At 62.6% G+C, this 26,483-nt stretch carries 29 protein-coding genes and 1 tRNA gene; 15 read left to right on the top strand and 15 right to left on the bottom strand.

The annotated features are described in order from the left end of the window. Window positions 1–9: 9 nt before the first annotated feature. From G522_RS0108615 to G522_RS29500, 6 genes are all read right to left on the bottom strand, one after another. Entirely contained in the window at window positions 10–1,281 is a 1,272-nt protein-coding gene (locus G522_RS0108615; protein WP_026790688.1) for a CpaE/TadZ family protein, read from the bottom strand. Window positions 1,282–1,293: 12 nt separating this feature from the next. Beyond that, window positions 1,294–2,004 (bottom strand): CpaD family pilus assembly protein, encoded by a 711-nt coding sequence (locus G522_RS26170; RefSeq protein WP_051228458.1) that lies wholly within the window; start codon window positions 2,002–2,004, stop codon window positions 1,294–1,296. Window positions 2,005–2,026: 22 nt separating this feature from the next. After that, complete coding sequence (locus tag G522_RS0108605; RefSeq protein WP_026790687.1) at window positions 2,027–3,418, bottom strand: type II and III secretion system protein family protein; 1,392 nt, start codon at window positions 3,416–3,418, stop codon at window positions 2,027–2,029. A gap of 41 nt (window positions 3,419–3,459) precedes the next feature. Beyond that, on the bottom strand, window positions 3,460–4,254 hold the full coding sequence (gene cpaB, locus G522_RS0108600) for a Flp pilus assembly protein CpaB (RefSeq protein WP_026790686.1): 795 nt from the start codon (window positions 4,252–4,254) through the stop codon (window positions 3,460–3,462). A gap of 151 nt (window positions 4,255–4,405) precedes the next feature. Beyond that, window positions 4,406–4,918 (bottom strand): A24 family peptidase, encoded by a 513-nt coding sequence (locus G522_RS0108595; RefSeq protein ID WP_026790685.1) that lies wholly within the window; start codon window positions 4,916–4,918, stop codon window positions 4,406–4,408. A gap of 227 nt (window positions 4,919–5,145) precedes the next feature. Further along, window positions 5,146–5,319: a Flp family type IVb pilin gene (locus tag G522_RS29500; protein ID WP_084633050.1), complete on the bottom strand. Its 174-nt coding sequence runs from the start codon at window positions 5,317–5,319 to the stop codon at window positions 5,146–5,148. Window positions 5,320–5,728: 409 nt separating this feature from the next. Between G522_RS29500 and G522_RS26165 the strand changes: the two genes are divergently transcribed. The 4 genes from G522_RS26165 (at window position 5,729) to G522_RS0108570 (ending at window position 9,269) form a co-directional block, all read left to right on the top strand. After that, window positions 5,729–6,283: a pilus assembly protein N-terminal domain-containing protein gene (locus tag G522_RS26165; RefSeq protein ID WP_051228457.1), complete on the top strand. Its 555-nt coding sequence runs from the start codon at window positions 5,729–5,731 to the stop codon at window positions 6,281–6,283. Window positions 6,284–6,364: 81 nt separating this feature from the next. Continuing rightward, entirely contained in the window at window positions 6,365–6,934 is a 570-nt protein-coding gene (locus G522_RS0108580; RefSeq protein ID WP_051228456.1) for a TadE/TadG family type IV pilus assembly protein, read from the top strand. Next, window positions 6,928–7,515, top strand: coding sequence for a TadE/TadG family type IV pilus assembly protein (locus G522_RS0108575; protein WP_026790683.1), 588 nt, complete (start codon window positions 6,928–6,930; stop codon window positions 7,513–7,515). Before G522_RS0108580 ends, G522_RS0108575 begins: the two co-directional genes overlap by 7 nt. A gap of 119 nt (window positions 7,516–7,634) precedes the next feature. Further along, window positions 7,635–9,269, top strand: a complete 1,635-nt coding sequence (locus G522_RS0108570; protein ID WP_156886879.1) for a hypothetical protein — start codon at window positions 7,635–7,637, stop codon at window positions 9,267–9,269. Between the two features lie 19 nt (window positions 9,270–9,288). Here the strand turns inward: G522_RS0108570 and G522_RS0108565 are convergent, their stop codons facing one another. Then, entirely contained in the window at window positions 9,289–9,792 is a 504-nt protein-coding gene (locus G522_RS0108565) for a retropepsin-like aspartic protease family protein (protein WP_026790681.1), read from the bottom strand. Between the two features lie 63 nt (window positions 9,793–9,855). Then, window positions 9,856–11,028, bottom strand: coding sequence for an amidohydrolase (locus G522_RS0108560; RefSeq protein ID WP_026790680.1), 1,173 nt, complete (start codon window positions 11,026–11,028; stop codon window positions 9,856–9,858). Window positions 11,029–11,217: 189 nt separating this feature from the next. On the opposite strand from G522_RS0108560, the gene G522_RS26160 reads away from it, so the two are divergent. Continuing rightward, complete coding sequence (locus G522_RS26160; RefSeq protein WP_156886878.1) at window positions 11,218–11,805, top strand: CAP domain-containing protein; 588 nt, start codon at window positions 11,218–11,220, stop codon at window positions 11,803–11,805. A gap of 112 nt (window positions 11,806–11,917) precedes the next feature. Here G522_RS26160 and G522_RS0108550 read toward each other — a convergent pair whose 3' ends face one another. Beyond that, window positions 11,918–12,334: a MarR family winged helix-turn-helix transcriptional regulator gene (locus tag G522_RS0108550; RefSeq protein WP_026790679.1), complete on the bottom strand. Its 417-nt coding sequence runs from the start codon at window positions 12,332–12,334 to the stop codon at window positions 11,918–11,920. Window positions 12,335–12,388: 54 nt separating this feature from the next. On the opposite strand from G522_RS0108550, the gene G522_RS0108545 reads away from it, so the two are divergent. Next, entirely contained in the window at window positions 12,389–13,174 is a 786-nt protein-coding gene (locus tag G522_RS0108545; RefSeq protein ID WP_026790678.1) for an alpha/beta fold hydrolase, read from the top strand. A gap of 15 nt (window positions 13,175–13,189) precedes the next feature. Here G522_RS0108545 and G522_RS0108540 read toward each other — a convergent pair whose 3' ends face one another. Next, a complete protein-coding gene (locus tag G522_RS0108540; protein ID WP_026790677.1) occupies window positions 13,190–13,717 on the bottom strand; it encodes a response regulator in 528 nt (175 codons plus the stop codon). A gap of 155 nt (window positions 13,718–13,872) precedes the next feature. On the opposite strand from G522_RS0108540, the gene G522_RS0108535 reads away from it, so the two are divergent. The 7 genes from G522_RS0108535 (at window position 13,873) to G522_RS0108505 (ending at window position 20,817) form a co-directional block, all read left to right on the top strand. Continuing rightward, a tRNA-Leu gene (locus tag G522_RS0108535) sits at window positions 13,873–13,958 on the top strand. A 145-nt stretch (window positions 13,959–14,103) separates the two neighbouring features. Continuing rightward, window positions 14,104–14,877 (top strand): GntR family transcriptional regulator, encoded by a 774-nt coding sequence (locus G522_RS26155; protein ID WP_051228485.1) that lies wholly within the window; start codon window positions 14,104–14,106, stop codon window positions 14,875–14,877. A 105-nt stretch (window positions 14,878–14,982) separates the two neighbouring features. Beyond that, entirely contained in the window at window positions 14,983–16,506 is a 1,524-nt protein-coding gene (locus G522_RS0108525) for a putative N-acetylmannosamine-6-phosphate 2-epimerase (RefSeq protein ID WP_026790676.1), read from the top strand. Between the two features lie 17 nt (window positions 16,507–16,523). After that, a complete protein-coding gene (locus G522_RS0108520; protein WP_026790675.1) occupies window positions 16,524–17,843 on the top strand; it encodes an ABC transporter substrate-binding protein in 1,320 nt (439 codons plus the stop codon). 162 nt (window positions 17,844–18,005) lie between these two features. Continuing rightward, window positions 18,006–18,875, top strand: coding sequence for a carbohydrate ABC transporter permease (locus G522_RS0108515; protein ID WP_026790674.1), 870 nt, complete (start codon window positions 18,006–18,008; stop codon window positions 18,873–18,875). Further along, on the top strand, window positions 18,872–19,705 hold the full coding sequence (locus G522_RS0108510) for a carbohydrate ABC transporter permease (protein WP_026790673.1): 834 nt from the start codon (window positions 18,872–18,874) through the stop codon (window positions 19,703–19,705). Before G522_RS0108515 ends, G522_RS0108510 begins: the two co-directional genes overlap by 4 nt. Window positions 19,706–19,743: 38 nt before the next feature. Next, window positions 19,744–20,817 carry an ABC transporter ATP-binding protein gene (locus tag G522_RS0108505; protein ID WP_026790672.1) on the top strand — a complete coding sequence of 358 codons (1,074 nt, stop codon included), beginning with the start codon at window positions 19,744–19,746 and terminating at the stop codon, window positions 20,815–20,817. Between the two features lie 6 nt (window positions 20,818–20,823). Here the strand turns inward: G522_RS0108505 and G522_RS0108500 are convergent, their stop codons facing one another. Further along, window positions 20,824–21,405 (bottom strand): cytochrome b, encoded by a 582-nt coding sequence (locus G522_RS0108500; protein WP_026790671.1) that lies wholly within the window; start codon window positions 21,403–21,405, stop codon window positions 20,824–20,826. 369 nt (window positions 21,406–21,774) lie between these two features. Here G522_RS0108500 and G522_RS30000 point away from each other — a divergent pair, with 369 nt between their 5' ends. Together G522_RS30000 and msrB are read left to right on the top strand one after the other, a co-directional pair. Next, entirely contained in the window at window positions 21,775–21,948 is a 174-nt protein-coding gene (locus tag G522_RS30000; protein WP_156886877.1) for a hypothetical protein, read from the top strand. 70 nt (window positions 21,949–22,018) lie between these two features. Further along, window positions 22,019–22,420: a peptide-methionine (R)-S-oxide reductase MsrB gene (msrB, locus tag G522_RS0108490; RefSeq protein ID WP_026790669.1), complete on the top strand. Its 402-nt coding sequence runs from the start codon at window positions 22,019–22,021 to the stop codon at window positions 22,418–22,420. Window positions 22,421–22,455: 35 nt separating this feature from the next. Here the strand turns inward: msrB and ppa are convergent, their stop codons facing one another. From ppa to G522_RS0108470, 4 genes are all read right to left on the bottom strand, one after another. Continuing rightward, window positions 22,456–22,992, bottom strand: coding sequence for an inorganic diphosphatase (gene ppa, locus G522_RS0108485; protein ID WP_026790668.1), 537 nt, complete (start codon window positions 22,990–22,992; stop codon window positions 22,456–22,458). A gap of 106 nt (window positions 22,993–23,098) precedes the next feature. Then, window positions 23,099–23,620: a GNAT family N-acetyltransferase gene (locus tag G522_RS26150; protein ID WP_051228454.1), complete on the bottom strand. Its 522-nt coding sequence runs from the start codon at window positions 23,618–23,620 to the stop codon at window positions 23,099–23,101. A gap of 75 nt (window positions 23,621–23,695) precedes the next feature. Continuing rightward, entirely contained in the window at window positions 23,696–25,255 is a 1,560-nt protein-coding gene (locus tag G522_RS28925) for a L,D-transpeptidase family protein (protein WP_051228453.1), read from the bottom strand. 250 nt (window positions 25,256–25,505) lie between these two features. Further along, window positions 25,506–26,465, bottom strand: a complete 960-nt coding sequence (locus G522_RS0108470) for an acetyl-CoA carboxylase carboxyltransferase subunit alpha (protein ID WP_026790667.1) — start codon at window positions 26,463–26,465, stop codon at window positions 25,506–25,508. Window positions 26,466–26,483 lie beyond the last annotated feature (18 nt).

Genomic DNA, 26,483 nt, shown 5'->3' with positions numbered 1-26,483 from the left:
TCCTGATCGTCAGTGGGCTTTGAGGCGCGGCAGACGGGCGAGCAGGGGCGTGAGAGCCGACTTGCGGCCAGTGCGGGTCACGCTTCGGCCGGTAAGTCGGGCGGCAAGCGTGTCGAAGATCTGAGCGACCGGCGATCGGGCGTTGATCTCGGCAATCATTTGGCCATTGTTGGTGGCTGTGCCGAACAGAGCAGCATCGAAGGGAATGATGGCTGACGGCTCAAGCTGCAGCGCCTTCTGGAAATCGACGGGCTTGATCTCCGGCCGCTTCGGCAGGCCGACCTGATTGATGACCAGCCGTGGCGCTCCGTCATTGGGGCGGGCCATTTTCAGCTGGTCGATGAGGTTCTTGGCGTTCCTGAGGGAGGCGAGGTCGGGCATGGTGGTGATCACCACCTCATCGGCGGCACCGAGGAGGCGGCGAACCCAGGCCGTCCAGAGATGGGGCACATCGAGAATAATGGCAGGTGCGCTGATGCGGGCCGCCTCAAGGATCGGATCGAAGGCCATCTCGTCGTGGTCAAAGGGGCGGTCGAGCGTAGACGGAGCGGCGAGCAGGCTCAGGTTGTCGGCGCATTTGGATAGCAGCCGGTCGAGAAACACATCGTCGACTCGGTCGCCCGCGGCCAGAGCATCCGCCAGCGTCTGCGGCGGCTCCTGATTAAAGTCGAGACTGGCCGTGCCGAACGGCAGATCGAGATCGGCCAGTACGACGCCGCCGTCAAAACCGCGCGACAGTGCAAAGGCGACATTGTGAGCGACCGTCGACGAGCCGGCACCGCCACGAGCGCCAATGAAGGCGATGGTCCGGCCCACCGGCTTTACGTCGGGCGAAAGATAGATCTCGCCAATCTCGCGAATGACGTCATAGAGACCGAAGGGGGCAACCATGTATTCCGACACGCCGCGGCGCATCAGATCGCGATAGAGGGCGACATCGTTGTGATGGCCGATCAGTACGACCTTGGTGCCGGCGTCGCAGACAGAGGCTAGTTGGTCAACCTGCTCCAATACCTGCTCGCGCCGTTCACGCGTTTCGACGAATAGAAGGTTCGGCGTTGGAGCTGCGGCGTAAAAATCCAGGGCGGCCGCCACGCCACCCTGGTGCACCTTGACGTGCGCTTTGGCCATGCGGCGATCGGCCGCCGCCTGCTCCAGTGCCTCGGCGACTTCAGACGTTTCGCAGAATGCTTGGATGGAGATGCGCGGCACGGGCTTGAGCCCGTCGGCATCGGCGGGGCGGCCAGAGGCGGTGGGGACGAACGGGTCGTCGGTGTTCATAGCCGTCGGTTCCTAGAAGGTCGAAGTCGGATAGGTGGCTGATGGGCTCGATCCCTTGGCCGCCTTCTGCAACATTTCCCAGCGTTGCCAGCCGCGCACGGGCGTTTCGGCACGCGGGATCAGGAGATCGTTCGGATTTTCCACCATGGCAGCGAGATTGGCTTGGGTGGAGCAGCCGAACTCGGCGCCGTCGGTGCCCTTCTGGTTGTCGGGCAAGGCGTCCGATGTCCAACGGCCACAGGGTGGGCTTACCGCCTTGATGCGCGCAAATCCAAGCCTGATCGGTGCGGGAACGCGCGGATCGGCAACCGCGTAGGTCTGGCTTCTGAGATAGGTCGCAGCGACGCCCGATTGCTTCAGCACGGTTCGAATCTGACGCGCGAGATAGTCGGCCGCTGCCTGATTGATCGACCCCGAGGGTGTCATCACCACCACCGGTCCGGTGGCGTTGCGCGCCGCGTCTGCTCCAAAATCAGCCACCACTGCTCTGAGGTCGGGCGAAAGGCCTCCGGTGCCGGTGCCGACGGGGATGTCCAGGGTCTGCGGCGCCTCGGTAACGGCGATCGGATAGGCGCTACGGTAGCCGTCGGACGGCAGGCCGTCCGTCAGTACTTGGCCCTGCTGATTGCAAGCGGCGAGCGTCAGCGCCAGTGCGACGATAGTCGGCCTCAAGAACCGACGCGGCGCTCTCTCGGAGCTGATAAGCGGATTCATTGCCTGCATGGCACTCCTCCAATGCGCCGGCTTAATCATAGGAGAAGCCGTAGCGGCCCTGATAGGAACCGGAAGCGGCACCGTTGACGCGATAGATGCGATTGATTTGATTCAGGAAATAGCTTTGGGCATCCGCCTGGAAGTTGAGATTTTGGTCGGGGCGGGTAATGGCCGACGCCGCAACAGGCCTGACGAGATAAGGCGTCACAAACACCACCAGTTCGGTCTGCTGGCGCTGATAGGCCTCGCTCTTGAACAGCGCGCCGAGGATCGGCAGGTCGGACAAGCCGGGTGTGCCGTTGATGCTCTTGGAGATGTTGTCGCGCAGGAGGCCACCGATGGCGATGGCGCCGCCGGATGGTACCTCGACGGTGGTTTCGGCCCCGCGTTTCTTGATGGCCGGTGTGCTTGTACCGTAGGAGGTGTCGATATCGCTCACCTCGGTATTGATGTTGAGGCTGATGCGGCCCGAACTCAGCACCACCGGCGTGAACTTCAAGATGACGCCATATTCCTTGAAGTTGATGGTATTGCCGTTGTTGCTGGCCAGCGTGTAGGGGATTTCGCCGCCGACCACCACCTTGGCCGGTTGGCCGGAAATGGCTGTGACGTTGGGTTCCGCCAGTGTGCGGACCACGCCCTGCGTCTTCAGGGCATTGATCATCGCAGTAAAGTGGTCGGTCGAGATGTTCAGCGCCGAGCTGGTGCTCGTGTCGCCAATACCGAACAGCTTTGTGGAATTGGACGACAACCCGGCCAGATTGGATGTGAGATTGGCCGGAGAGCTGGCGGCGGCAACGGCCCCCACTGCGCCGGCCATGTCGATGCCGAGCTTCCTGACCGTATTCTTTTCCACCTCGGCGATGACGACGCGGAGGTTGACCTGATCCGAGCCGGAGATGGTGATCGAATTGACGATCTTGTCGGGTGAGCCAACGAATTTGCCGGCGATATTGGTTGCCGTGGCAACCGCCTCCGCCGACGTGACGGTGCCCGAGAGCACCAGCGAATCGCCGAGCGACTGAGCCTTGATATGCGAGTCGGGGATAACCTCGGCCAGGGTCTTTTCCAGACCGACGGTGTCGCGCCCGACCACCAGTTCGAAATGAGCGATCTGTCGATTGCCATCACCGAACAGGAAGACGTTGGCTTCGCCGACACTCATGCCGATCAGGTAAATCTTGCGATTGTTGCGGACCACCGCGTCGGCGATCGCCGGGTTGGACACCAGAACGTCGCGGATATCGTCGGGCAGGTCGATGACCATCGATTTGTTGAGACCGAGATTGATAACCCGCCCCTCGATCTCGGCAACCGAACTGAGGCCGGCGGGATCGGCGGCGCGGGCCGGCTCGGGCAGGAAGGCAAGGCCGGTGGCAATGAGGCCCGCGAGGGGAAGAATCAGCGCTAGGCAGCGGTTCATGACCGGGTTTCCTGAAGTTGCAATCGGTCGGGGCGCTTGGTTCATGGCGCTTGCTGAGCCGTGACGCGGGACACGACGCCGAATTTCACGACGGCGACGCCGGTAGGTTTGCGCTGGCGAGCGGCGGGCTGATCGTTGTCGACGAGAGGGCGTAACGCCAATGAAATGGATCCGATCTGCTGAGCTTGGGTGACAAGCTCGGTCTGGTCGGGCGTAAGCTCCAGCGTTGCCGTGTTCTGCGCCACCATCGATGGCTGCTTGTCATCGCCGGTCTGCTGCACCGACTGATCGATGGCCAGCACCCTGATGTCGGTCAGAATGGTCTCGGCCACCGCGTCATTGGCTTCCTTCTGGCGCACCAGAAGAATATCGACACGATCTTCCGGCAAGATGAACCCGCCCGCCGTCGAGGCAGCGTTGACGCGGACCGCCACAGCGCGCATGCCTTCAGGCAGAACGGCGGAGAGGAAGCCGCGATCGGACCGCACCAGCTTGGCCTTGCGGATCGGCTCGCCGGCCAGAATCGGGCCGCGCGTCAGCATGCCCTTCAAATCGGTGACAGCGTCCGGTTCGCCCGATCGCTGAATGTAGCCGTCGTTGAGCCCATCCTTCGGCCAGGGTTTCCAGACGAGGTTGTCGGCGTCGACGGTCTTGCCGATACCGATATCCTTGGCGGCGACGAGCACGTCTTCGAGGTCCATCGGAGGCGCCGCCGGCTGGGCGGCAATATTCTGAGGTGCGTCCGGTGCGCGGGTGCCGATCCGGGTCGCTATGAGCCCCGCACCGGCGGCAGCGCCGACGGCGACGAGCAAAATAACCAGTTGGATCGGGCGCATGATGTTGCCTCGTGACCTAGGACGACGAGCGTTTCACTCAACGTCCGAGTACACGGGGTAACGCTGAATTTATGGTTAATAACTTGTTTGAAATCGTCTCGGTTTGTATCGCCCGTTCAGGAAACGCCAGGAACTGGCGATCTTTGCCGCGTCATATCTTTGCCAAGGCCAGAAATCCCGGCGTGTCGGGAAAGACGACGAGCGCGGCGGCGGCGAGCGCGACGCCATAGGGAACGCCCGCGCCTTTTTCGTGCAGACGTAGTGCCGGTGGCCATCCAAGCAGGAATCCGGGCAGCGGTATCGCACGGAACGCCAGCACGGCGAGCGACAGGGCACCACCGAACAGGGCGGTCAACACCAGAAAGGGCAGAGCCTGCTCGGCTCCGAGCCAGAGCGCGATGGCCGAGGCAAGCTTGGCGTCGCCGCCGCCGAGGAAGCCAAAGGCGAAAAGAACAAAGGTGCCAATAAGGACAGCCAATCCCGCAAGAAAATGAATACCGATCGTAGGAAGCGGCAGGCCGGACAGAAGTGCCAGCGCCAGAAACGCGATGGCAAGCGACACCGGGAAGCGATTGGGAATTTGCATCGTCAGCAGGTCGTAGCAGGCAGAAACCGTGACTACGACGGGGAAGACGGCTGTAATGAGGGCTGCGAGAATGAGCAAAACGGCTTTCTCCGGGACATCTGCCGGAATGCGGGACGGCGCCCGACGCTAGCGGAGCGGGGTAAACGGCGTCTGAACGATGGACGATGATCGTACAAAAGCATAAGGGGAGGCCGTTCTGACCTCCCCTTATGCGATTGACTCAAGAAATCTGTGCTAGAGCCGCAGATCCGGCCGCCTCTTGGACATCCGGTCCGAAGCAGCCTCGCAAACCTTCCGCCCGAATCTCAGGTGGCGTTCTTCATCTTGCCGGCAACCGAACTGAAGGTGTTGGAGATGCTGTTGCCGAGCGTACCGGCGGCGGTGATGATAGCAACGGCGATCAGCGAGGCGATCAGGCCGTATTCGATAGCGGTAGCGCCGGACTCGTCCTTGAGGAAACGCGAAACGAGAGCCTTCATTTGAGGTACTCCTAAGCTCACTTATCTGACAGCACAGGTTCGAAGGTCTAATTTCGCCTGACCCGTCTGAACCGCGATCAAACTAAGCTGTGAGCTGTTTCCACCGAGTTAAGGCGATCGATGAAACACGACCCTATTGGCAGAAATCGCTAGATGGTTAAAGTTAACTGAACGTCCAGGCAAAAAACTCTTCCTTTACCTAGCTATCAACCGGCTACGGAAGCTGAAAAAGACAGAAAAACGCTTCTTTCCGCTCAAACACGAGCCTTGCTGGTACCTCTAAATTGGCTGCCAGTTTGGCACGCCAAGCCTTTCGCCAAGCTGGAGCGCTGAAAAGCGCAGGCACGTTGGCGCTTTGTTTACCAACTTTCGGGATGATGCGGTGAACAGATGGTTACCGGAGCGTTCCATGTCCACGAGGCTCGTTCGTTCGGCTCTACTGGCAGCGGTTCTCGCCGGACCGATGGTCATAGCCCTGATGGCTGGTCCCGGCCGAGCCGGCGATCTAGTAAAGGTCGAACTCGATCAGGCCAAGATCTACCGGCTGGCGGCGCCGGCCAGCACTATCGTGATTGGCAACCCAGCGATTGCCGATGCAACGCTGCAAGATTCACAGACACTGATCGTCACAGGGCGGGCCTATGGCCAGACCAACCTCATCGTGCTTGATGGGCAAGGCGAGACCATCACCGACGTGCAGCTCGCCGTGCTCGCGGCGTCGGAAAATTTCGTCACGGTCTATAAGGGCGCCAAGCGGCAGTCGTTAAGCTGTCTGCCAGAATGTCAGCCAGCGGCTGTGCCAGGCGATGATTCGGAGCATTTCGGAAATATTCTCAGCCAAGTCTCTCAACATAACGGGGCCGGCGCTGGTACTCCGGCCACGACCTCGACCGGCGGAGCTACAGGCAACGGTAGTGGCGGGAGCGCAAGCGCTTCGACCCCGGCTGCTCCGAACAGCCAATAGATATGGTCAGCTACACCGCTTGGTAAGGTGTTCGAGGCAAACTCCGCCTTTGCGAGCCAACTCGCCGCGGGGAGAAGCTCATTGCGCCTGACCTGGCCCCTCCACCGTTTCCACTCGGTCATGACGACCGGTGACGCATCGCCGCATGTCCGGCTTCTTGGCGATCGCCGTGGTGCCGTGGCCATGGAGTTCGCGATCGTCTCGATTCCGTTCTTCCTGTTGCTGTTTGCCATTCTTGAGATGGCCCTGATGTTCTTTGTCGGCCAAGTACTGGATACGGCCACCGTTTCGGCATCCCGCCTGATCCGAACGGGCGAGGCTAAGGCGCAATCACTGACTCAGGCTCAATTCAGGGCGAAAATCTGTGACGGCATGGTCGGTCTCGTTGATTGCAACTCGCGGCTATACGTCGACGTTCAGTCTTATTCGACTTTTGGCGCCTATGTACCAACCAGTCCGCTCGATAAGGACGGAAATATCACCTCAACTAAGTATACAAATGGCAACAAGAGCGAGATCATCGTGGTCCGCAGCTTCTATGCTTGGCCAGTCTTGTTCGATCTTCTGGCTCGCAACACGACGAGATTGGCAAGCGGCGATCAGTTGCTTGGCGCCGTCGTCGCCTTCCAGACGGAGCCCTTCCCATGGTAAAGCGGCTTTCGCTGTTGGAGGCAGGGCTTGGCCGGCTCGCTCGGCGTTTTGTCGGCGAGCGAAGCGGCGTGTCGGCCGTGGAATTTGCTCTCATCCTGCCGTTGATGCTGATCATCTACGCTGGCTGCGGAGAAGTGACGAAGGCGCTTATTCTCGACCGCAAGGTCAGCCGGGCGGCCAGCACCATTTCGGATCTTGTCGCCCAGCAGAGTTCAGTCAGTTCGACCTTGATGACCAGCATCTTTGATGCGACGGCCGCCATCATGGAGCCAGACGACTCCTCCATTGCCAAGGTGGTTATCGTCGTTGTCAACGTCACTTCTTCAGGGCAGACGGTGGCTTGGTCAAAGGCGCGCAACGATACTGCCGCAACAACCGGTGCGGCCCCTCCCACTGGGCTTACAGTTCCCAGCACCATTGCCACGGTGGGCGACGAGGTGGTGGTCGGCCGGGTCACTTATTCCTATACTTCGCCGTTTGCCAGTGTCATGCAAAGCATCACCGGCAGCTCGACCTATAATCTTAGCCACGTCTTCTATCTGAAGCCTCGGCAGGGAACGACCATCGCTTTTACCAATTAGCCGATTAAACGGGCTTGATCTGATCGGAGCCAAGAAGAGATCGGTTAACGGGCCGGCAATACGGGACTGCTAAGGTAGCTGACTTACGGCTTAGCGCCCTTTCCGAGAGACAGCGTTCCGTGGCATCCCCGGTGTTCCACATCTCCACGATCCTGAGGCCGTCGGTACTCGCCTTCGGCGCTGTGCTCATTGCGCTCCTCTCGATTACCAGCTTGGTTCGAGACCGCGACGACGAACGCTATCTTGAGCGGCGATATGCCGATGTGGGCAAGATTCTGTCGGCGGCGATCGATCCCCGCTTTCAGAACAAGGCCGACGAAATCACCCGCGTGGCAGAGCGACTGGTGGTGATTGGTGCCGTAAGAGGCGGTGTTCTTTACGACGGCTCGGGACACGAGCAGCAAGTCTTCGGCGAGCACATTGAAGCCAGCTTCAACTCGGTCATGCGCACGGGGCGTACGGTGTTTCGGCCGGCCGGTGCCAGTAAGGCCGACTTCTACTATCCGCCGGAAGTCTCGCTGACGCCTTTTCACATTTTCCTGCGCGTCGACGTGGGAGAGATCACCAGCCTCGAGACCATCCGCGATGATCGGGCCGTGACCATAGCGCTGGGCGGTGGGGCGGCGGCCGCCGCGATTACCGAAATGGTCATGATGTTGATGGTTTGGTGGCCGTTGCGGCGCCTCCGGACCGTGGTCGAAGCCCTGCTGCAAGACCCCGCCTCGGCGGACCGTAGCCATCCACTCAGGGCATGGGGCGGTGAGGTCGGCCGACTGACGTTTGCCTTCGAATGCCTGCGGTCGATGCTGGCCGATGTCTGGCGCACCCGCGTCATGGTGGCCGATACCATCATTGAATCGTCCCCCTTCGCGGTGCTGCAGATCAACGGCGACGGTCATCCGTTCTTCGCCAACCCCTCCTGTGCACGCCTGTTTGGGCGCGATATTCTAAGGACCAACGAGGTCTCGCCGCTGATGTTGCGGGACGTGACAAGCGGAGCGCGTCATAACCTCAAGTCGTTTGTCGAGGCCAACAAGAGCGGTATTCGCCCGGTGGAGTTTCCGACGCCAAACGGACCAAAGCAGGCTTTGATCGCATCGCTGGTGCTTGGGGCCGAAACCCGGGCACCGGTCAACGTTCTGGTCGGCGTCGATATCAGCGCGGTCTACGGCGCGCGCGTGGCCGCGGAGGCGGCGCTCAAGGCCGGCATGGAAGACGTTGCCAGAGCGACGACGAGGACTTTCGAATACAAGCAAATGCTGGAGGCCTGTCTTGCGCTGATGGGTGGCGGCGGCAAGAAGCGTCAGGATCATCTGCAGATCACATCCTTCGTGCGCGAATGGCTCGACACAGCGGCCGAGGCGGGAGCGGTGCAGGCCTCCGACATTGATGGAGAAGATCCGGAGCTGGCGGGCGGCGCAGATGATCTGCGAGCTGTGGTGCGCTTCGCCGCTTTCGTTGCCTATACGCAGGTGGGAAGCTTGCCGGTCGACATGAAGATCGATATTCGCGGCATCGACTTCGAAACAGCCGGCCTGCAAGTGCAGGCGCGTGCCGCCGCCGGTGGAACCAAGGGCGCCTGTGTTGCCGATACCAATCTGGCGCTCGCCGCCCTCAAGGCCACGGTTGCGCGGGTCAGCGGTCAGCTGTCCGAGGTGGAGAAGGACGAGAATGGCGCTGTTGCCGTGCGCATTGTTCTGCGCGGCGCTGCCGAGCGTGTGCACACCGGCATGAAGTCGAAGACGGCGGAATAAGCCTGCAGGAAAAAGCCACTTACTGGCTCAGGACAAGGCGTCCGTTTTCAACGGTGAAGGTGTTGAGTCGGCTGAGAAAACTCATGCCGAGCAGGTTGGTGGCGAGCTGGCCGTCGGAAAGCACCAAGGCGTCGACGTCGGTCACCCTGATACCACCAACTTCAATTTCCTGCAGACGCACACGGGCGGCCTCGGCGACGCCGCCGGCGGTCGACACCTTGGCCGTGTAGTCGCCCGGCAGGACGATCAGGCCGACCGCCTTCGCGTCGGAAGCGCGCAAGGCCACCAATGTGGCGCCGGTATCGGCCAGCATAGCAAGCGGCCTGCCGTTGACACGGCCGGTGAAAACGAAATGACCGCGACTGTCGGCGGCGATTTCCGCCCTGCCTAGCAAGGCTGCCGGTTTCGGTGTCGCAGCCGGTGCCTTGCTGGTTGCCGGCATATCGGCAATTTTCTGCAGTTCCGGCGCGAAAAAGCCGATGATGACCGTCGCAGCCAACACCAATCCAAGAAGACGGAGCATTGCATCCCCCGCGCGGCCATATGGACCGCTCGGGCAGGTTAGGAGGGGAGGGTTCCCAAAGCCTTAAGCTTGGCTCGCAGCGGAAAGGCTTGCCTTGGCTAGCGCAGTCCAAACGGCCGCGCCCGGCGCGATGGCGTCATCGGCGAAATCATAGGCGGGGTGGTGGAGACCGGCCGATGGGCCGTTGCCCATGAAGAAATAGGCGCCGGGTACGCGCTCGAGATAGTAGGAAAAGTCCTCGGCAGCCATCAATGGCGCGGCCGTGCGGTCGATGGCACTTTGGCCGAGCAGACTTTCCACGACGTCGCCGACCCGCTCCGCGGCGGCGGCATGGTTGACGGTGACTGGATAGCCGCGCTCATAGAGGACGCGTGCTTCGGCGCCGAAGGCTGTGGCCACCGTGGTGGCAATGCGACTGACCGAAGCCTCGAGTTCGCCGCGAACCCTGCCGTCGAGCGCGCGGACGGTGCCTGACAGACGGGCGGTCTGTGGAATGACATTGTCGGTATTGCCCGCATGGAAGGTCGTGACCGACACGACGCCGGAGGCAAGCGGGTCGGTGTTGCGCGCCACGATCGACTGGAGAGCGGTGACCACCTGAGAGCCGACAAGAATGGGATCGATCGTTTCCTGCGGGCGTGCGGCGTGGCCGCCCCGGCCGAGAATGTCGATATAGAAGCGGTCGGTTGAGGCCATGATGGCGCCGTGCCGGACGGCGAAGCGTCCCACTGGCAGGCCCGGCAGGTTGTGGATGCCGTAGATTTCGTCGACCGGAAAGCGGTCGAATAAACCGTCTTCGATCATCGCCTTGGCTCCGGCACCACCTTCCTCGGCTGGCTGGAAGACGAAGACGACGGTGCCGGCGAAGTCCCTGTCGGCGGCGAGGCGACGGGCGGCGGCGAGCAGCGTCGCGGTGTGACCATCATGACCGCAGGCGTGCATGGCGCCAGGCTTCTCGGATGCCCAGGCTGCACCGGTGATTTCCTCGATCGGCAAGGCGTCCATATCGGCGCGTAGCCCTACGGCACGGTTGCCCGGCCGGCCTCTGAGCACGCCGACAACACCGCTGCCACCAACCCCGGTCACCACCTCATCCAAGCCGAAGGCGTTGAGCTTTTGGGCTACGAAGGCGGAGGTTTCGTCGAGGGCATAGAGCAATTCGGGACGGCGATGCAGATCGCGACGCCATAGCACAGCCTCTCCGGCGATGGCGGCGATCTTTTCAAGGGCGGACAAGGGCTGACCTCTCTACGGACAATTGCGGAGGAATTTCAGCCTAGCATGCCGACAACGGCGAAGGCGAGGGCCAATCGTTCCTGGGGATACCCGCTGGAATTTGCCGAAATTTAACCATCCGTTCGTGTTCTTGGTGGCAAATCCACCCGCCGGTCGGCACTGCCGATCGAGCCATCATGGAGATTTCCCGTGTTCGGACGCGCTTTCGCTCTTCTACCGCTTTGCGCGGTGCTGTTCCTCGCCGCCTGTCAGAGTGCGCCGCCACCGCCTGCCAAGCCGACTTTCTACGAGGATCTCGCCTCACCGACGGCGCGTGTCGATGAGACCAAGGCGCTGTCCATGCTCAACCAGTATCGTGCCCAGTCGGGGATCGCGCCACTGGCGCTCGACCCGCAGCTCAGCCGCATTGCCCAGGACTACGCGAAGAAGATGGCGGCGGCCGACAAGATGGGGCACGATGTCGACGGCCACTCGCTGCTCGGTACCCGTCTCAAGAGCTACGGCTATCAGTTCTCCAACGCCGGTGAGAACGTCGCGGCCGGCTATCACACCCTGGCTGAGGCCTTCTCCGGCTGGCGGCAGTCGCCGCCGCACGACCGCGGCATGAAGGACCCGGAGATGAATCTCATGGGCATCGCCACGGCCTACAATCCGAACTCTAAATACAAGGTGTTCTGGTGTTTGATCCTCGCCCATCCGCCGGTGGTGACCGCCGGCGGCAGCCTGATGGGCGCGACCACCGGCGTGGCTCCGTTCACGACGTTGACCATCCGATAAGAACCCAACAATATGGCCGAGCGGCGTGAAGCCGCCCGGCTGTCTCAAAATCTGCCTTCATTGCCGACAGGTCGTCGTCGTAGCTGTTTGCGTCGGTCCTTCAGCCCCGAAATCACGCTTCGGATTCCAGAAGACGCCCTAGAAGCCCATCAAGCATGTCACGTTCCGCAGCATCGAGCGGCGCGAAGGATTTGGCGATGACCTTGGCGTGTATATCTCTTCCCTGAAGATAGAGGGATTTCCCTGCTGGCGTCAGCTGGTGCGTCACTGCCCGGCCTGGTCCATTTTGTCGGACGATCAGCCCCCGCTGGATGAGGCGGCTGGTGAGCGCTCCGAAGGCCTGGTCGGAATTGAAGCTCAGCAGCGCCAACTGATGTTGGGACGCATCAGGATTGCGTTCGATTTCGCGTAGGGCGTTCCACTGAACCAGACTGACGCCAAGTGGTGCCAGCGCTTCGTCAAGCTGTCGATGATGACGGTCTTGAACGCGCTTGATGAGAAGGCCAAGGATTTCGGGTGTGGTTGACATATAAATATGTTTATATAAACTTGTTTATATGTCAACCAGCCGAAGGGATCTCCCATGGCAAATTCATCTATTCGCCTGTTGAACCTGCCATCAGGGCGGCTATCGCTTCGTGTCGCTGAGGCTGGCGAGGGAAGGTCCTATCTTCTCCTGCATGGTGGCGCCGGTCCCCGATCGATGCAGGCGTTGTTCGACGCCTTGGCCGCGACTGGCAAGGCGATCCTGCCGACGCATCCGGGTTTCGAGGGAGAAGATCGACCCGACTGGCTATCGTCCGTCCAGCAACTGGCTGAGTGCTACGTGGCTTTGCTCGAAGAGATGAACCTGGGGGATGTGACGATTGTGGGCAACTCGGTCGGAGGATGGATTGCTGCGGAGATGGGGCTGCTGAGGTCGCCGCGAGTAGGTCGTATCGTGTTGATCAATGCGGTGGGAATCGATGCCGACGTTTCAGGCAACCCGATTGTCGATCCGATGGCTGTCTCCTCCGAAAGGCGGGCGGCGCTGGCGTTTCATGATCCGGAGCGATTTGCCATTGCGCCAAAAGACCCGGCGGGTCTGGCAGCGATGGCGGACAATCAGCGCACCCTTTACACCTACGCCGGCGAGCCCTTCATGCATGATCCCACATTACGGTCCCGATTGGCGGACCTGAGCCTGCCCACCCTGATCCTATGGGGTGAGAGCGACGGCATTGTCGATGTGGAGTACGGCCGGCGTTACGCGGCAGCCATTTGCGGCAGCAGATTCAAGATCATCGCCCAAGCGGGGCATTTCCCGCAGATCGAACGGTTGGGTGACGTTCAGCGCCACATTGCTGCATTTGGCTCGCTGTGTGCGTGAAGCTGCCCGTCCGGCTTACGCTTCGGCAACATCGCCCTTGCCGCAGAAGGCCGTCGTCAGGGCTGCATAAAGCTCGCGCGGCGTGAAGGGCTTGCGCAAGGTTGCCGTGGCGCGCAAATCAGTCGGCATGCGAGCGGAGGCGCTGACCATGACGACGGGCGGCAACCCGCCGGCGAAACGGGGTTCCAGCGCGTCGAGCACGTCGGTTGCCGTCTCGGCGCGGAGCGTCCAGTCGACGATCACCACATCCGGTTGACAGGTGGCCGCAACAGTCAGGGCTTCGGCGCTGCCACCGGCCTCAAAGACGTCCATCTCGAAGGATTCGAGAATGCTCGCCATCAGCATGCGGGCGATCGGGCTGTCATCGACAACCAAGGCCACCGGGCGAACTTCGTTAGCCGACGCATCGTCACTGTCGCTGGCGGTGACCGCGGCAGATTTATGCCGCCCCAGCAGATGACCAACAAGCCGGCGGCCACCTATGATCGCCTGGGCGCCGCCTGAGCCAGCGGACGGAGAGGCAGGGGAGGGGCGCATGGGCATGGTCGGTTTCCTGGCAAAATGATGAGACAATAATAAACACCGGACCTTTCTGTCGTCTTAAGCCCGGCCAGCGGCGCAAAAACCTCTTCAGAAACCGCTCTTTCACCGATCGACCGTTGACGACGGACCGCCGACCGGTATAGTCCGCCTCCGCTGCCCCAGTGGCGAAATGGTAGACGCGGCAGACTCAAAATCTGTTGTTCGCGAGAACGTGCTGGTTCGAGTCCGGCCTGGGGCACCACTTTTCATTTTCTGCACATTTCGAGACCGTGATCGGTGCCCGTGGCTATTGTTGGGCGGGGATGGGCCGCTGATGAGGCGCCGTGTTTCTCTTTCGGCTGCAAGCTGCTACATCGGGCGGACCTCATCGCGATGACCCGTCGATCATGTCAGACCTTCAGCCGAGCCAATCTCCTCTCATCCTGTTTCTCCGCAGTGCCCTCGGTCGGCATTCGAGCGGCGTCATCTATCGTGACCTCGCGGCGGCGCTCAGGCAGGCAATCACCGAGGGCGTGCTCGGCACCGGCGATGTCCTGCCGGGTGAGAGGGATTTTGCCGATGAGATCGACGTTTCGCGTACCTCGGTGCGCAAGGCGATCGAAGCGCTGGTCGGCGACGGCGTGCTGATTCGCCGCCATGGTGCGCGCACCGCCGTTGCCGAGCGAGTCGAAAAGCCGCTGTCGGCGCTCACCTCGTTTTCCGAGGATATGCGCTCGCGCGGCATCGAACCGGGCATGATCTGGATCAGCCGCGAGGTAGGGCCTGCTTCCCCGGCCGAGATCATGGCGCTGCATCTGTCGATGGGCGCCCGCGTCTGCCGCCTGAAGCGCCTCAGGACCGGTGACGGCATGCCGATGGCCATCGAACACGCTGTCGTGCCAGCCGACGTGCTGGACGATCCCGAAGTGGTCACCGGCTCGCTCTACGACGTGCTCGCCGAGCGGCATCGCCGGCCGGTCAGGGCGTTGCAGCGCCTGCGGGCGGCGGTGGCCGGCGCCGAGGATGGCCGCCTGCTTCACCTTGAGATCGGCGCACCGCTGCTGGTCGCCGAACGCCGCTGCTTCACCGCCGACGGTACGCCCGTGGAATTCACGCGCACCTACTACTGCGGCGAGCGCTACGACTTCCTGGTCGAGCTGCGCGCGCAGGAGGCGATGTGATCACTTAGATACCAGTTGAGCAAATTATAGGCCTTTAGTCCAAACTGGTTGCTGACTGGTCTCTACGCTGCTACCACTATCTCAGTGAACAGCAGCGAGGAAACCGTGTCCGACTGTCTCAAGCGCTTCGCTTCATCGCTCGTTGTCTCCTGCCAGCCGGTGCCGGAAGGGCCACTCGATCATCCCGATCAGGTGGTTGGTTTCGCGCTGGCCGCGCTGGCCTCCGGTGGTCGCGGCCTTCGCATCGAAGGCATTGCCAATCTCAAGGCGGTAAGGGCGGCGACCGACGCGCCGATCATCGGCCTGATCAAGCGCGATCTCGATTCGTCGCCCATCCGGATTACGCCCTTTCTCGAAGACATTGCGGCGCTCGCCGAGGCGGGGGCCGACATCATCGCCTTCGACGCGACCGACCGGGTTCGACCCATCGCCGTTGCCGAGCTCTGCAAGGCGGTGCATGCCCATGGCAAGCTCGCCATGGCCGATATCTCGAATATTGACGAAGCGAAGGCAGCGGTGGCGCTCGGTGTCGATGTCGTTGGCACCACCATGTCCGGCTATACCGGCGGGCCGGAGCCGTCCGATCCTGACTTTGCTTTGCTTGCTGCCGCCGTCCGGCTCGGACGGCCGGTGATCGCCGAGGGCCGCATCCGCGTACCGGAACAGGCGGCAGAGGCGATCCGGCTCGGCGCCCACGGTGTCGTGGTCGGTTCGGCCATCACCCGTCCTGAACACATTACCCATTGGTTCGCCGATGCCATCGCGGCGGCGCGCGCCGCCTCGTCCCAGCCGACGCTCGCTTTCGATCTGGGTGGTACCAAGACGCTGGTGGCGCTCGTCGCTGGCGAGCGCGTCATCGAGGTGAGCGAACGGACGACCGATCGTCACCTTGATCCCGACGCGTGGTGCGACGCCATCGCCGAGCTGGCCGCTCCGTGGAAGGGTCGCTATGGCGCTATCGGCGGCGCCGTTACCGGTGTGGTGAATGGCGGTCGCTGGTCGGCGCTCAATCCGGGCACCCTGCCGGTATCCACAGGTTATCCACTGGCTGACGCACTGGCGAGCCGGCTCGGTCAGCCCGTGACGTTGCATAACGACGCGCAGGCCGCCGCGTGGGGCGAATATCGTTTCGGTGCCGGCGCCGGCCGCGATCTTCTGTTCATCACCGTTTCCACGGGTATCGGTGGCGGCGCCGTCATCGACGGCAAGTTGCTCACCGGTCGTGGGGGTGTCGCCGGCTCGGTCGGCCTTGTTCAGGAATCCACCGGCGTTCCGATCGAGACGCTGGCGAGTGGCCGCTTTCTGGCCGACGCCGCCGCGGCCCTTGGCCATCCTGTCGATGCACCGGCCGTCTTTGCCGCCGCTGCCCATGGCGAGGCCTGGGCGTGCGCCGTGCTCGACCGCTCGGTCGATGTGGTCGCCCGGCTCTTCCAGAACCTGCAACTGCTGTTCGATCCGGCCGTCATGGTCTTGGGCGGTGGCGTCGGCCTGGCCGATGGCTATCGCGAACGCCTTGAAGCCCGACTGGCGCATCTGTCGCCACACCTGAAGCCCGAGATCCGCGCCGCGGCTCTCGGAAAATCCGCTGGCGTGATCGGCGCCGCCGATCTCGCCCGTCGCACATTATAAAATCCAAGGGGACACAAATGACGCGACTGAACACTCTTCTGACCAGCGCTGCTCTGTTCGCGGCGCTTGGGGTAACCGGCGCCATGGCCGAGGTGACCGTGCTCGGATGGCCGGGCGGGCCGGAGGAAGCCGGCCTGCGCAAGGCGGCCGATGCTTACAACGCCACGGCCACCGATGCCGACAAGGTGAAGCTGATTTTCTTCAATCGGGATGGCTTCTTCGACAAGCTGGCCGCCGATCTGGCTGCCGGCTCGACGGATTTCGACGTCAACCTGCTCGCTACCTACGCGCTCGGCCGCTATGCGCCGTTCATGGATCCGATCACCCTGCCGGACGCCTCCAAGGCGACCTTCCCCGAGAAGGTGCTGGCGACCATGCAGTATGACGGCAAGCAGTATGGTATCCCGACCGACCTGTCGCTGCACTTCATGTACTACCGTAAGGACCTCGTCGAAAAGCTGCTCGCCGACGCCGACTGGAAGGCCAAGTACGGCGAAATCTCCGAGAAATATCTCGGCAAGAAGCTGGAGCCCAAGGATCCCGACGCCTGGACCTGGGAAGACTGGATGGCGATGGCGCTGTTCTTCACCAAGTCGATCAACTCCGACAGCCCGACCCGCTACGGCACGGTCCTTCAGATGAAGAATCTGCTGTTCAACATGATGGTCTGGCAGTCGACGGCCCGCGCCCAAGGCGGCGACTGGATGAATGACAAGGGTGAGATCACCGTCGACAGCCCCGCCTATCGCACGGCGCTCGATATCTACAAGAAGCTCTATGACGAGGGCACTTCGCCCAAGGATTCCACGACCTACGAGTTTGCCGAGGCCAACGCCGCCTTTGGTGCCGGCCAGGCAGCCACCATGCTGCAGTGGAACGCCGCCTTCGGCGACCTCGACAACAAGGACAAGACACCGGCTGTTGCCGGCAAGATCGGCACCGTGGCGCCGCCCGCTGGGCCGGAGGGACGTTTCACCCACATTCACGGCCTTGGTCTCGGCATCAACAAGGCCTCCAAGAACAAGGAAGGCGCCGTCAAGTTCCTGAACTGGCTGGGCACGCCCGACGCCATGGTGATCTACGCCAAGGCAGGCGGCTCGCCGGCCCTCAGCGATGCGGTGGTGGCCAAGGTCAGCACCGAGCGGCCCGACCTTGTCAAGCTGGGTCAGTATGCGGGTTCCTATGGCTTCGTCATGCATGGCGGTACGGCCGCCAAGGCGTTGCAGGTCTATGAGCTGCAGGCCAAGGAATTCACGGCCTACTGGTCTGGCGGCAAGTCGCTCGACGAGGCGCTTGCCGCGGCCAAGACCGGCATGGCCGATCTCTTGAAGCCTTGATCATCGGGACAGCGACGGCCTGACCGTCGCTGGTCCACCCGTGGCGGATTGCGGTAGATTAGTTGAGCCAGCAACGCCGTGCCGCCATCCCGCGCGCCGATCCCCCCGGCCGGCGCGCGGGTGCCTTTTCAATGTTGTCGATCATCCGAGGACGAGACCCGTATGCCGCGGACTTCCCGTTTCGAGGGGCGCCTTCTGATCGCCCCGCTCACGGCCTTCCTGATCGCCCTCCTGGGGTTCCCGCTCGTTCTCGACATCATCTACTCGATCTCGCACGTCGGCTTTGAGAACATCCGGGCGCCCGAGCTGACTGGCTTTTCCAACTACGCCAAGGCGATTGCCGATCCCGAGTTCTGGGCGGCCGCCTGGTTCTCGTTGCGCTTCGGGTTGATCGTCGCTGTCATCCAGGTGGTGGCCGGTCTCGGCCTCGCGGTGTTTCTGGCCCCGCTGTTTGCCAAGCGCCCCTGGCTGATCGCCCTGTTGATGCTGCCGATGATGGTGGCACCGGCGCTGGTCGGCCTGATGTATCGGCTGATCCTGCACGAATTCGTCGGCGCGGTGCCTTATTATCTTCTCGAGTGGTACGGCGATTTTCCGGCCTTCCTCGGCCGCGACTGGGCGTTCACCACGCTGGTCACCGTCGAGACGCTGCAATGGACCCCGTTCGCCCTGCTGATCCTGCATTCGTCCTACGCGGCGGTGTCGCCGGATATTCGCGAGGCGGCATCGCTTGATGGCGCGCGTGGCCGGCGGCTGTTTCTCAACATCGACCTGCCGCTGATGCTGCCGGCCATCGGCATCACTTTCTTTCTGCGCTTTATCGATAGCTTCCGGGTGTTCGACAACCTTTACACTCTGGTCGGACCGGGCGCCGGTGGCTCGACCACCTCGATGAGCATTTACATCTATCAGGCCTTCTTCAAGGTCGGCGATATCGGCCTCGCTGTCGCCGCCTCGATGCTGCTGCTCGTCGCTTCCTTCATGGTGCTGTGGGTGATCAACGGGCTGACCGCCAGAAAGGCGCCGCTATGAGGAAGTCCCTCGTCAACACCCTGCGCTGGCTGGTGTTCGCCGTGGCCGTCATTGTCCTGAACTTCCCGGTGATTGCCACGCTGGTGACCTCGCTGAAGAGCGAGGCGGAGATCATGACCAACGCTTCGCTGGTGATCGAAGCGCCGACGCTCGACAACTATGCGGCCGTCTTCGCCATGGCCGATCGTTTCGACATCCTGCATTTCCTGATGAACAGCCTCGTCGCCTCGCTGATCGGCTCGGCGCTCGCCATTTTCCTGGCTTTTCCTGCCGCCTATGCCATGGCCCGCTTCGGGGTGGGGCGCAGTTGGTTGTTGCCGCTCGCCGTCAATCTTCGGGCAGTGCCGCTGATCATCTTCGCCATCCCGATCTACCTGATGTTCCAGCAGGTCGGCCTGCTCGACACCCGGTTCGGCCTCGCCCTCATTCTCTGTCTCGTCAACGTGCCGCTGGTGCTGGTGCTATTCGCCTCGTCGATTGCCGATCTGCCGCTGGAGATCGAGGAAGCGGGACGTGTCGATGGCGCCGGAACGTTGCGGCTGCTCGTCTATGTGGTGGCGCCGATGTCGCTCAATGTCGTCGCAGCCTCCTCGGTGCTGGCCTTCATCTACTCCTGGAACGAGTTCCTGTTCGGGCTGATGCTGACCACCAACAACGCAACGCCGGTGTCGGTCGGCGCCTCCTTCTTCTTCGCCGCGTCCGGTGGTGGCGTGCGCTGGGGTGTCGCCGCCGCCGTGATGATCCTGGCGACGCTGCCGCCCCTCATCCTCGGCCTGTTGATGTACCGCCAGATCGGCCGGTCGATGACCGCCGGCGCCGTCAAGGGCTGATCCCACGCTTCACCGCTTCGAATTCCGGGAAAACGACCATGGCCGAGATCGAATTCAAGTCCGTCACCAAGTCCTTCGGCAAGGTTGGGGTGATTGCCGGCCTCGACCTCAAGGTCGATGATGGCGAGTTCATTGTCTTCGTCGGGCCGTCCGGCTGCGGCAAATCAACGGCGCTCCGGATGATCGCTGGCCTTGAGGAGGTGACATCGGGCGATATTCAGATCGGAGGGCGTTCCATGGCAGGGCTCGCGCCGTCGGATCGCAACGTCGCCATGGTGTTCCAGAGCTACGCGCTCTATCCGCACATGACTGTGGCCGGCAATATCGGCTTCCCGCTGAAAATGGCCGGGCGGTCCGCTGCCGAGATTGCCGAGCGGGTGAGGGAGGCGGCCGATATCCTCGACCTCGGCTCCTATCTCGATCGACGTCCTGCCCAGTTGTCCGGTGGCCAGCGCCAGCGCGTTGCCCTGGGGCGGGCGATCGTCCGCCATCCCCAAGTCTTCCTGTTCGATGAGCCGCTCTCCAACCTCGACGCCGATCTTCGCGTCTCCATGCGCGGCGAGATCATGCGTCTTCGCGAGCGTATCAGCGCCACCATGATCTATGTGACGCACGACCAGACCGAGGCGATGACCATGGGCGACCGCATCGCGGTGTTCGCGCCGCTGAAGGACGGCCACCCTCGCAACCTGATGCAGGTCGGACGGCCGGAAGAACTCTACGACCGGCCGGCCAATCTATTCGTCGCCCGCTTCCTTGGCTCACCGAAGATGAACCTGGTCGAGCTTGATGGAGAGCAGGACCCGGCTTTCGGCAGCCTGGACCTCGGTCCGCGTCCGTCAGGACACGATGGCGTGCTGTTGCTCGGCGTCCGCCCTGAGGATATCCGCATCGCCGAAACCGGCGCTCCTGGGCTTGCCGGACGCATCCGGCTGGTCGAGGCGCTTGGGGCCGAATACTATGTCCACGTGGAAACCACAGCCGGCGAGCTGATCGTTCGCATCATGGACAAGCACCTTCGGCCTACGCCGGGCGATACCGTCGCGTTGCAACCGGCCTCCGGTGCGTTCCACCTGTTCGACAAGGCAACCGGCGACCGGATAAGCGGTTGACTGTCTTCAGTCAGCCCGAGCGGCCGGAGCCGGACGGCCGCGCAGCATGCGCGTCAGGGTGTCCTCACGCCAGAGAAAGGCATGGGTCAGTGCCATGGTGACGTGACCCGCCACGAGGACGAGCAAGGCCCAGCCGAGGAAGCCATGCGCAATGTTGGCCGGCTCCACCAACGCCGGGATTCGGTCGCCACTGCCGGCAAATATCTGGATACCGAAGGCCGACAGACCGCGGCCGCTGCCGTAGGCCCTGAGTGTAGCCAGCAGCGGCACAGCCGCCATCAGAACGTAAAGTGCAACGTGTCCCAGACGGGCAGCGGTGCCGAGAAAGCCGGTAGCATGGGCAGGCCGGTTGCCGAGATTGATGAGCGCCCAGACGCCGCGCAAAATGACCGCTATCAGCAACAGGAAGCCGACCGACATGTGCCAGGACCAGAAGAAGCGGGTTACCGGCATTTCGCGATCGATGGCATGCAGCATGGCCGAGAGAAATTGCCAGGCAAACAGCAGGGCCATCAACCAATGAAGGGCACGACTGACCGAGCCGTAGCCCTCCGGGTGGTCAAACAGCGTTGAATGCTCATGGGTCAAGGCAGATCTCCGTCGCTCGGCTGAAGGCTGTTGGGCTACGTAAATGCCCGTAGGACACCCAGGAAATGCCGGTCAGAATCCGGCAATCCCGAGGCGGGCCGTTCAGGAAGGCCTCAAAACTCCGTGAGGCGTTTGGGGCCGCCGTGACAGATCGGGCGAGACCCCAAGGTTGCCTCGCCTTCCGCCTTCCTTTAGTTTCGCGGAAATACCGGGGTTCAGCGCTGCGATGGAGGGCGCCGCCGGTTTTGGCCGGTGGCTGGAGGATTGATGAAGCGCGTTTCCGATCTAAATCACCCTTTCTATCGTCCCCTTTGGCGTCGCATCTTGCTGGTGGCGGTGACCGGAGCTTGGGCGTGCTACGAGAATTTCGTGACCAAGGACCCGATGTGGATGGTGCTCACCGCCGGCATATTCGTTTATGCCGCCTGGGTGTTCCTGATCAAATGGGTCGATCCGGAGGATAAGCCGGCGGAAATTACCGGTCCGGCCGCTGATGAGCCGCCTGTCGTTGAAGAGCGCGACGAGGGCGTCGACCGGCGCTGACTTGCGATCTATGTTAAGGGTTCCCACGTAGAGGGCGATTGATCGCCGAGACCTCTTGCCGGAGCCCGCCATGACCGTCGAAACCTTCCCCTTCACCAGAACCGACGAAGAGTGGCGGCGCCTGCTCACCGACGAGCAGTATCGCATCATGCGCGGCCACGGCACCGAAGCGCCCGGCAGCTGCGCGCTGCTTTACGAAAAGCGACGCGGCGTCTTCCATTGCGCCGGCTGCGACGCCCCGCTGTTTGCCTCGCATGATAAATTCGAAAGCGGCACCGGTTGGCCTAGCTTCAACGAGCCGGAGCCGGGGGCCGTAGAGACCACGGTCGACCGCAGCCACTTCATGGTGCGTACCGAGGTGCATTGCGCCAACTGCGGCTCGCATCTCGGTCATGTGTTCGACGACGGTCCGCCGCCGACCGGCCTGCGCTACTGCATCAATGGCGTAGCGTTGGTCTTTCATCCGGAATGAAGAACGGCGGCCAATCGGCCGCCGTCATTTTTACCTCAAGGGTTGGCGGGTTTGCCGGCGGCGATGGCCGCCAGAATCAGCTCTCCCGCTTCGTCGACGCCACCCCAGCCGGTCACCTTCACCCATTTGCCGGGCTCCAGGTCCTTGTAGTGCTCGAAGAAGTGCTCGATCTGATGAACGGTGATCTCCGGCAGGTCCTGGATCGTCCTGATCTTGGAGTAGCGGCTGGTCAGCTTGTCGGAGGGAACGGCAATGATCTTCTCGTCATGGCCGCTTTCGTCCTGCATCTTGAGCACGCCGATCGGCCGGCAGTTCATGATGGCGCCCGGCACGATGGCACGGGTGTTGACGACCATGACGTCGATCGGATCGCCGTCATCGGACAGCGTGTGCGGAACGAAGCCGTAATTTCCCGGATAGTGCATCGCCGTGTAGAGGAAGCGGTCGACATACATGGCGCCGGCTGCCTTATCCATCTCGTACTTGATGGGCTCGCCGCCGAGCGGCACCTCGATGATGACGTTGATATCTTCGGGCGGGTTTCTGCCGATGGGAACGGCGTCGATGCGCATGATTAATCCTTGAAAAGAAACAAAGTCGCGAGCACGTGTTTATCCGTAACGGTGAGGCGAAAGCAAGGCGACACAAGCAGCGACGGGGCGCCACGCTGCCCGAATTTCAGCCGCGCCCGACCGGCGGCCAAGCGTAGACGGTGACCGGCACGAGCCGGCCGGCGATCTTCTCGCTTGAGCCGACAACCTCCTGGCCGCCGAGCCGTTCGTAGAAGCCGATACCGACGACATTGGCCGCCAGCACGCGCACCACAAGCCCATCGAGATGCATGTCGGCCAGCGCTGCCCGCGCTTCCTCGAACAATCTCCGGCCAAGACCGACACCGTGCATGTCGGGATGAAGGTAGAGTTCGTAGATCTCGCCCCGAAAGGGCAGGGCGCGCATGCGGCTGGGGCCAAGCGTCGCGTAACCGGCGACGCGCCCTTCCACCTTGATGACCAGCATGGCGACGTTGCGGGCGATGGCTTTGGCCCACCAGCGAGGGCCGCGCCGTTCGATCATCCGCTCCAGTTCGACGCCATCGAGAATACCCCGATAGGCGTAACGCCAGGCAGCATCGTGGACCGCCGCGATTTCTGCGGCATCCTCGACGGCGGCGCGCTGAACGTCGATCGAAAGGGTGCTCATGGAAGGAGCTTAACTCGGTCCTTCCAGGAGCGGAAGTCAAAAACCGCGCCGGTCGTCCGCGTCTGCTAACGAGTCCTAAAACCAGCTGCCGATGCGGTCGATAATGCTCTTGTCCTTTTGCGTGGTCTCGGGCGCGGCAGCGACTGCCGGGCAAGGCGGCGTTCCGGCGGGAACCACGGCACCCGGCATGGCGCAGATGGCCTGCGGTGCGGCTGGCGGAGCCGTTGTGCCGGGCCGGCTCGCAGTTGACGGCAACGACTGGCCGGGCAGGAGTGGAATGGGCGCTGCGATCCGTGTCGGTGGCGCAGCCGGCGACGTTGGGGCCACAGGCGCGCTCGGTGGCGGCGGGGCGACACTGGGCGATGCTGCCGCGATCGACGGGACGGCCGCCGGTGCCGGTTCGCTCTTGTCGCCGCCTGTCACGAAGGAGAAGAGCCGAGAGATTGTGCCGGTGCGTTCCTGCTCGACGGGTTCAGCCATCGCGACGGCATGGATCTGCGGCCCGCGGGGATCGAAGATCGGAACCGGCGCACCGGTCGGCGGCACGATCACCGGTCCCACCGTGATGCCGGCATCCGGATTGGGCTCGGCTCCAAACAGACGGGCGATGGCATTGGGATTGCGTTCGGCTTCGATGCGCGCTGCTTCGGCATCGGCCTTGGCCCTTTCCTCGTCGGCTTTGCGCTTTTCGGCGGCCAGCGCCAACTGGACCCGCTTGTCCTCTTCCGCCTTCCTGTCGTTTTCGAGCTTGGCGAACAGCACCTCGGCCTCGGCATAGTCGGCCTTGGCTCTCGTCTGGAGCGAGGCGACGAGTTCTTTCGGCTGCCCGAGGTCGGCAGGGCAGGCCGCGACGGTGTCGAACGGCTGGGCCGGGTTGGCATTGAACACGTATTTGCGGCCGCAGACGTCCACCTTCGGCTCGAGATGCGTCAGCTCGAAGGTGTCGTAGCCTTCCTTCAGCATCTTCCAGAAGGGCATATTGGGGTCGTCCCAATGCTTGGCCATGTTCTTGCCGTCGAGATGGAACGGGAAGGCCTGCAGCTGGAAGGCCTTCTGGCCGCCGCGGAAAGCCTCGCGGGCCAGGGCATAGATTTCCTGGATCTGCGGGTCGGTCATGGCATAGCAGCCGCGCGACGAGCAGGAACCGTGCACCATCAGCGCCGTACCGCTGCGGCCGTTGGCACGGTCGTAGGCGTTGGGGAAGCCGGTGTTGAAGGCGAGGTACCAATCCGACTTCGGATTCATCAGGCCGGGCGTGATCGGGTAGAAGCCTTCCGGCGCCTGCCTGTCGCCCTCCTTGACCTTGGGGCCGAGAGCGCCCGACCAACGGCAGATGTCATAGCTCTTGAGCAGCGCGTAGCGGCCGCTCGCGTTCATCTTCCAGACTTCGAACTTGTTCTCTTCCTTGAAGATGCGCATCAGCACAGGCGAGGAGAGCTTCATGTCGAGCTTCTTCATCAGCTCGATCGTCTTCGGCGACACCGGCCGCTGATCCTTGGGACCGTAGCCGTAGCCGATCTCGTCGGCCTGGCAGGCTGCAAGAAGCGCGGCGACAGCAAGAGCGCCGACGAGTCGGGTAAGGCGACCGGCAATGGAAATGCCAGAGGAGGGCTGGGTCGGGCAGAACGAGGTCATGCTCTCCGTTTCACTCATAGACGCCGTAGCGTTGCCTGCGCTATCGGGGGCTGACCGGTCGCCCCCCGGGCGCCGGACAACATATCATGAAGCAATCCTCGACGGTGATGGTTACCGAAAGGTTACCGCCTTTTGGATCGAGCGGTAGGCCTCATGGGTTGCCCAAGGCCGTCAAGACGCCCTCATTTCCACTGGAAACATGAGAAATTCATGGCAAGACGATGAGAAATCGTAAATTCGATCCTCAGCGTCAGACTTTGAGATCGCGACCGATCGCCAGGAACTTGCGGCGACGGTCGGCGCGAATTTCGTCGCGGCTCTTGCCGTCGAAAGTGGCGAATGCCGCCTCGATGACGCCGCCCACCGCCTCGACCAGCACATCGGGCGAGCGATGGGCGCCGCCGACCGGCTCTTCGATGATGCCGTCGATGATGCCGTAGCGGGCGAGATCCTGGGCCGTAATGCGCATGTTCATCGCTGCGTCCTGTGCCTTGGCCGAGTCCTTCCACAGGATCGAGGCGGCGCCTTCGGGCGAGATCACCGAATAGATGGAATGCTCCAGCATGAAGACGCGGTTGGCGGTGGCAATGGCGATGGCGCCGCCGGACCCCCCCTCGCCGATCACCACCGACACGATGGGCACGCCGACCCTGAGGCAGGCCTGAGTCGAGCGGGCGATAGCCTCGGCCTGGCCGCGCTCCTCGGCGCCGATGCCGGGATAGGCGCCGGCCGTGTCGACCAGCGAGATGACCGGAAGGTTGAAGCGGTCGGCCAGCTCCATGATGCGAATGGCCTTGCGATAGCCTTCCGGACGCGCCATGCCGAAGTTGTGGCGAATGCGCGTCTGGGTGTCGTGGCCCTTCTCCTGGCCGATCACCGCCACGGGCCGGCCACGGAAGCTACCGAGGCCGGCGAGAATGGCCGCGTCCTCGCCGAAATTGCGGTCGCCGTCCAGCGGTGTCCAGTCGGTGATCAGCTTGTCGATGTAATGGACGGCATGCGGCCGGTCCGGGTGACGAGCCACTTGCGCCTTCTGCCAGGGAGTCAGACGAGTGTAGATGTCGGCAAGCGCCTGGGCAGCGCTCGTCTCGAGCTTGGCGATGTCATCGTCGATTGAAAGGGCATTGCCGCTATCGGCCAGGGCTTTCAGTTCCTGGACCTTGCCTTCAAGGTCGGCGATGGGTTTCTCAAAGTCGAGATAGCTTCTCATCCGGCTCTCTTCTAGTAC

The sequence above is a fragment of the Pleomorphomonas oryzae DSM 16300 genome, from assembly GCF_000422965.1.
GTDB lineage: Bacteria > Pseudomonadota > Alphaproteobacteria > Rhizobiales > Pleomorphomonadaceae > Pleomorphomonas > Pleomorphomonas oryzae.
Note: the sequence above shows the minus strand (reverse complement) of the source record. Positions and strands in the feature narration are given on the sequence as shown.

Coding starts and splice junctions, on each gene's coding strand:
- G522_RS0108550 (WP_026790679.1), bottom strand. CDS start 12,334: ATGTCAACCACACCCGAAATCCTTGGCCTTCTCATCAAGCGCGTTCAA.
- G522_RS0108510 (WP_026790673.1), top strand. CDS start 18,872: ATGAGGAAGTCCCTCGTCAACACCCTGCGCTGGCTGGTGTTCGCCGTG.
- cpaB (WP_026790686.1), bottom strand. CDS start 4,254: ATGCGCCCGATCCAACTGGTTATTTTGCTCGTCGCCGTCGGCGCTGCC.
- ppa (WP_026790668.1), bottom strand. CDS start 22,992: ATGCGCATCGACGCCGTTCCCATCGGCAGAAACCCGCCCGAAGATATC.
- G522_RS0108565 (WP_026790681.1), bottom strand. CDS start 9,792: ATGCTCCGTCTTCTTGGATTGGTGTTGGCTGCGACGGTCATCATCGGC.
- G522_RS0108615 (WP_026790688.1), bottom strand. CDS start 1,281: ATGAACACCGACGACCCGTTCGTCCCCACCGCCTCTGGCCGCCCCGCC.
- msrB (WP_026790669.1), top strand. CDS start 22,019: ATGACCGTCGAAACCTTCCCCTTCACCAGAACCGACGAAGAGTGGCGG.
- G522_RS26165 (WP_051228457.1), top strand. CDS start 5,729: ATGTCCACGAGGCTCGTTCGTTCGGCTCTACTGGCAGCGGTTCTCGCC.
- G522_RS0108520 (WP_026790675.1), top strand. CDS start 16,524: ATGACGCGACTGAACACTCTTCTGACCAGCGCTGCTCTGTTCGCGGCG.
- G522_RS29500 (WP_084633050.1), bottom strand. CDS start 5,319: ATGAAGGCTCTCGTTTCGCGTTTCCTCAAGGACGAGTCCGGCGCTACC.
- G522_RS0108505 (WP_026790672.1), top strand. CDS start 19,744: ATGGCCGAGATCGAATTCAAGTCCGTCACCAAGTCCTTCGGCAAGGTT.
- G522_RS0108545 (WP_026790678.1), top strand. CDS start 12,389: ATGGCAAATTCATCTATTCGCCTGTTGAACCTGCCATCAGGGCGGCTA.
- G522_RS0108575 (WP_026790683.1), top strand. CDS start 6,928: ATGGTAAAGCGGCTTTCGCTGTTGGAGGCAGGGCTTGGCCGGCTCGCT.
- G522_RS0108470 (WP_026790667.1), bottom strand. CDS start 26,465: ATGAGAAGCTATCTCGACTTTGAGAAACCCATCGCCGACCTTGAAGGC.
- G522_RS0108540 (WP_026790677.1), bottom strand. CDS start 13,717: ATGCCCATGCGCCCCTCCCCTGCCTCTCCGTCCGCTGGCTCAGGCGGC.
- G522_RS26155 (WP_051228485.1), top strand. CDS start 14,104: ATGTCAGACCTTCAGCCGAGCCAATCTCCTCTCATCCTGTTTCTCCGC.
- G522_RS0108605 (WP_026790687.1), bottom strand. CDS start 3,418: ATGAACCGCTGCCTAGCGCTGATTCTTCCCCTCGCGGGCCTCATTGCC.
- G522_RS0108515 (WP_026790674.1), top strand. CDS start 18,006: ATGCCGCGGACTTCCCGTTTCGAGGGGCGCCTTCTGATCGCCCCGCTC.
- G522_RS28925 (WP_051228453.1), bottom strand. CDS start 25,255: ATGACCTCGTTCTGCCCGACCCAGCCCTCCTCTGGCATTTCCATTGCC.
- G522_RS26170 (WP_051228458.1), bottom strand. CDS start 2,004: ATGCAGGCAATGAATCCGCTTATCAGCTCCGAGAGAGCGCCGCGTCGG.
- G522_RS26150 (WP_051228454.1), bottom strand. CDS start 23,620: ATGAGCACCCTTTCGATCGACGTTCAGCGCGCCGCCGTCGAGGATGCC.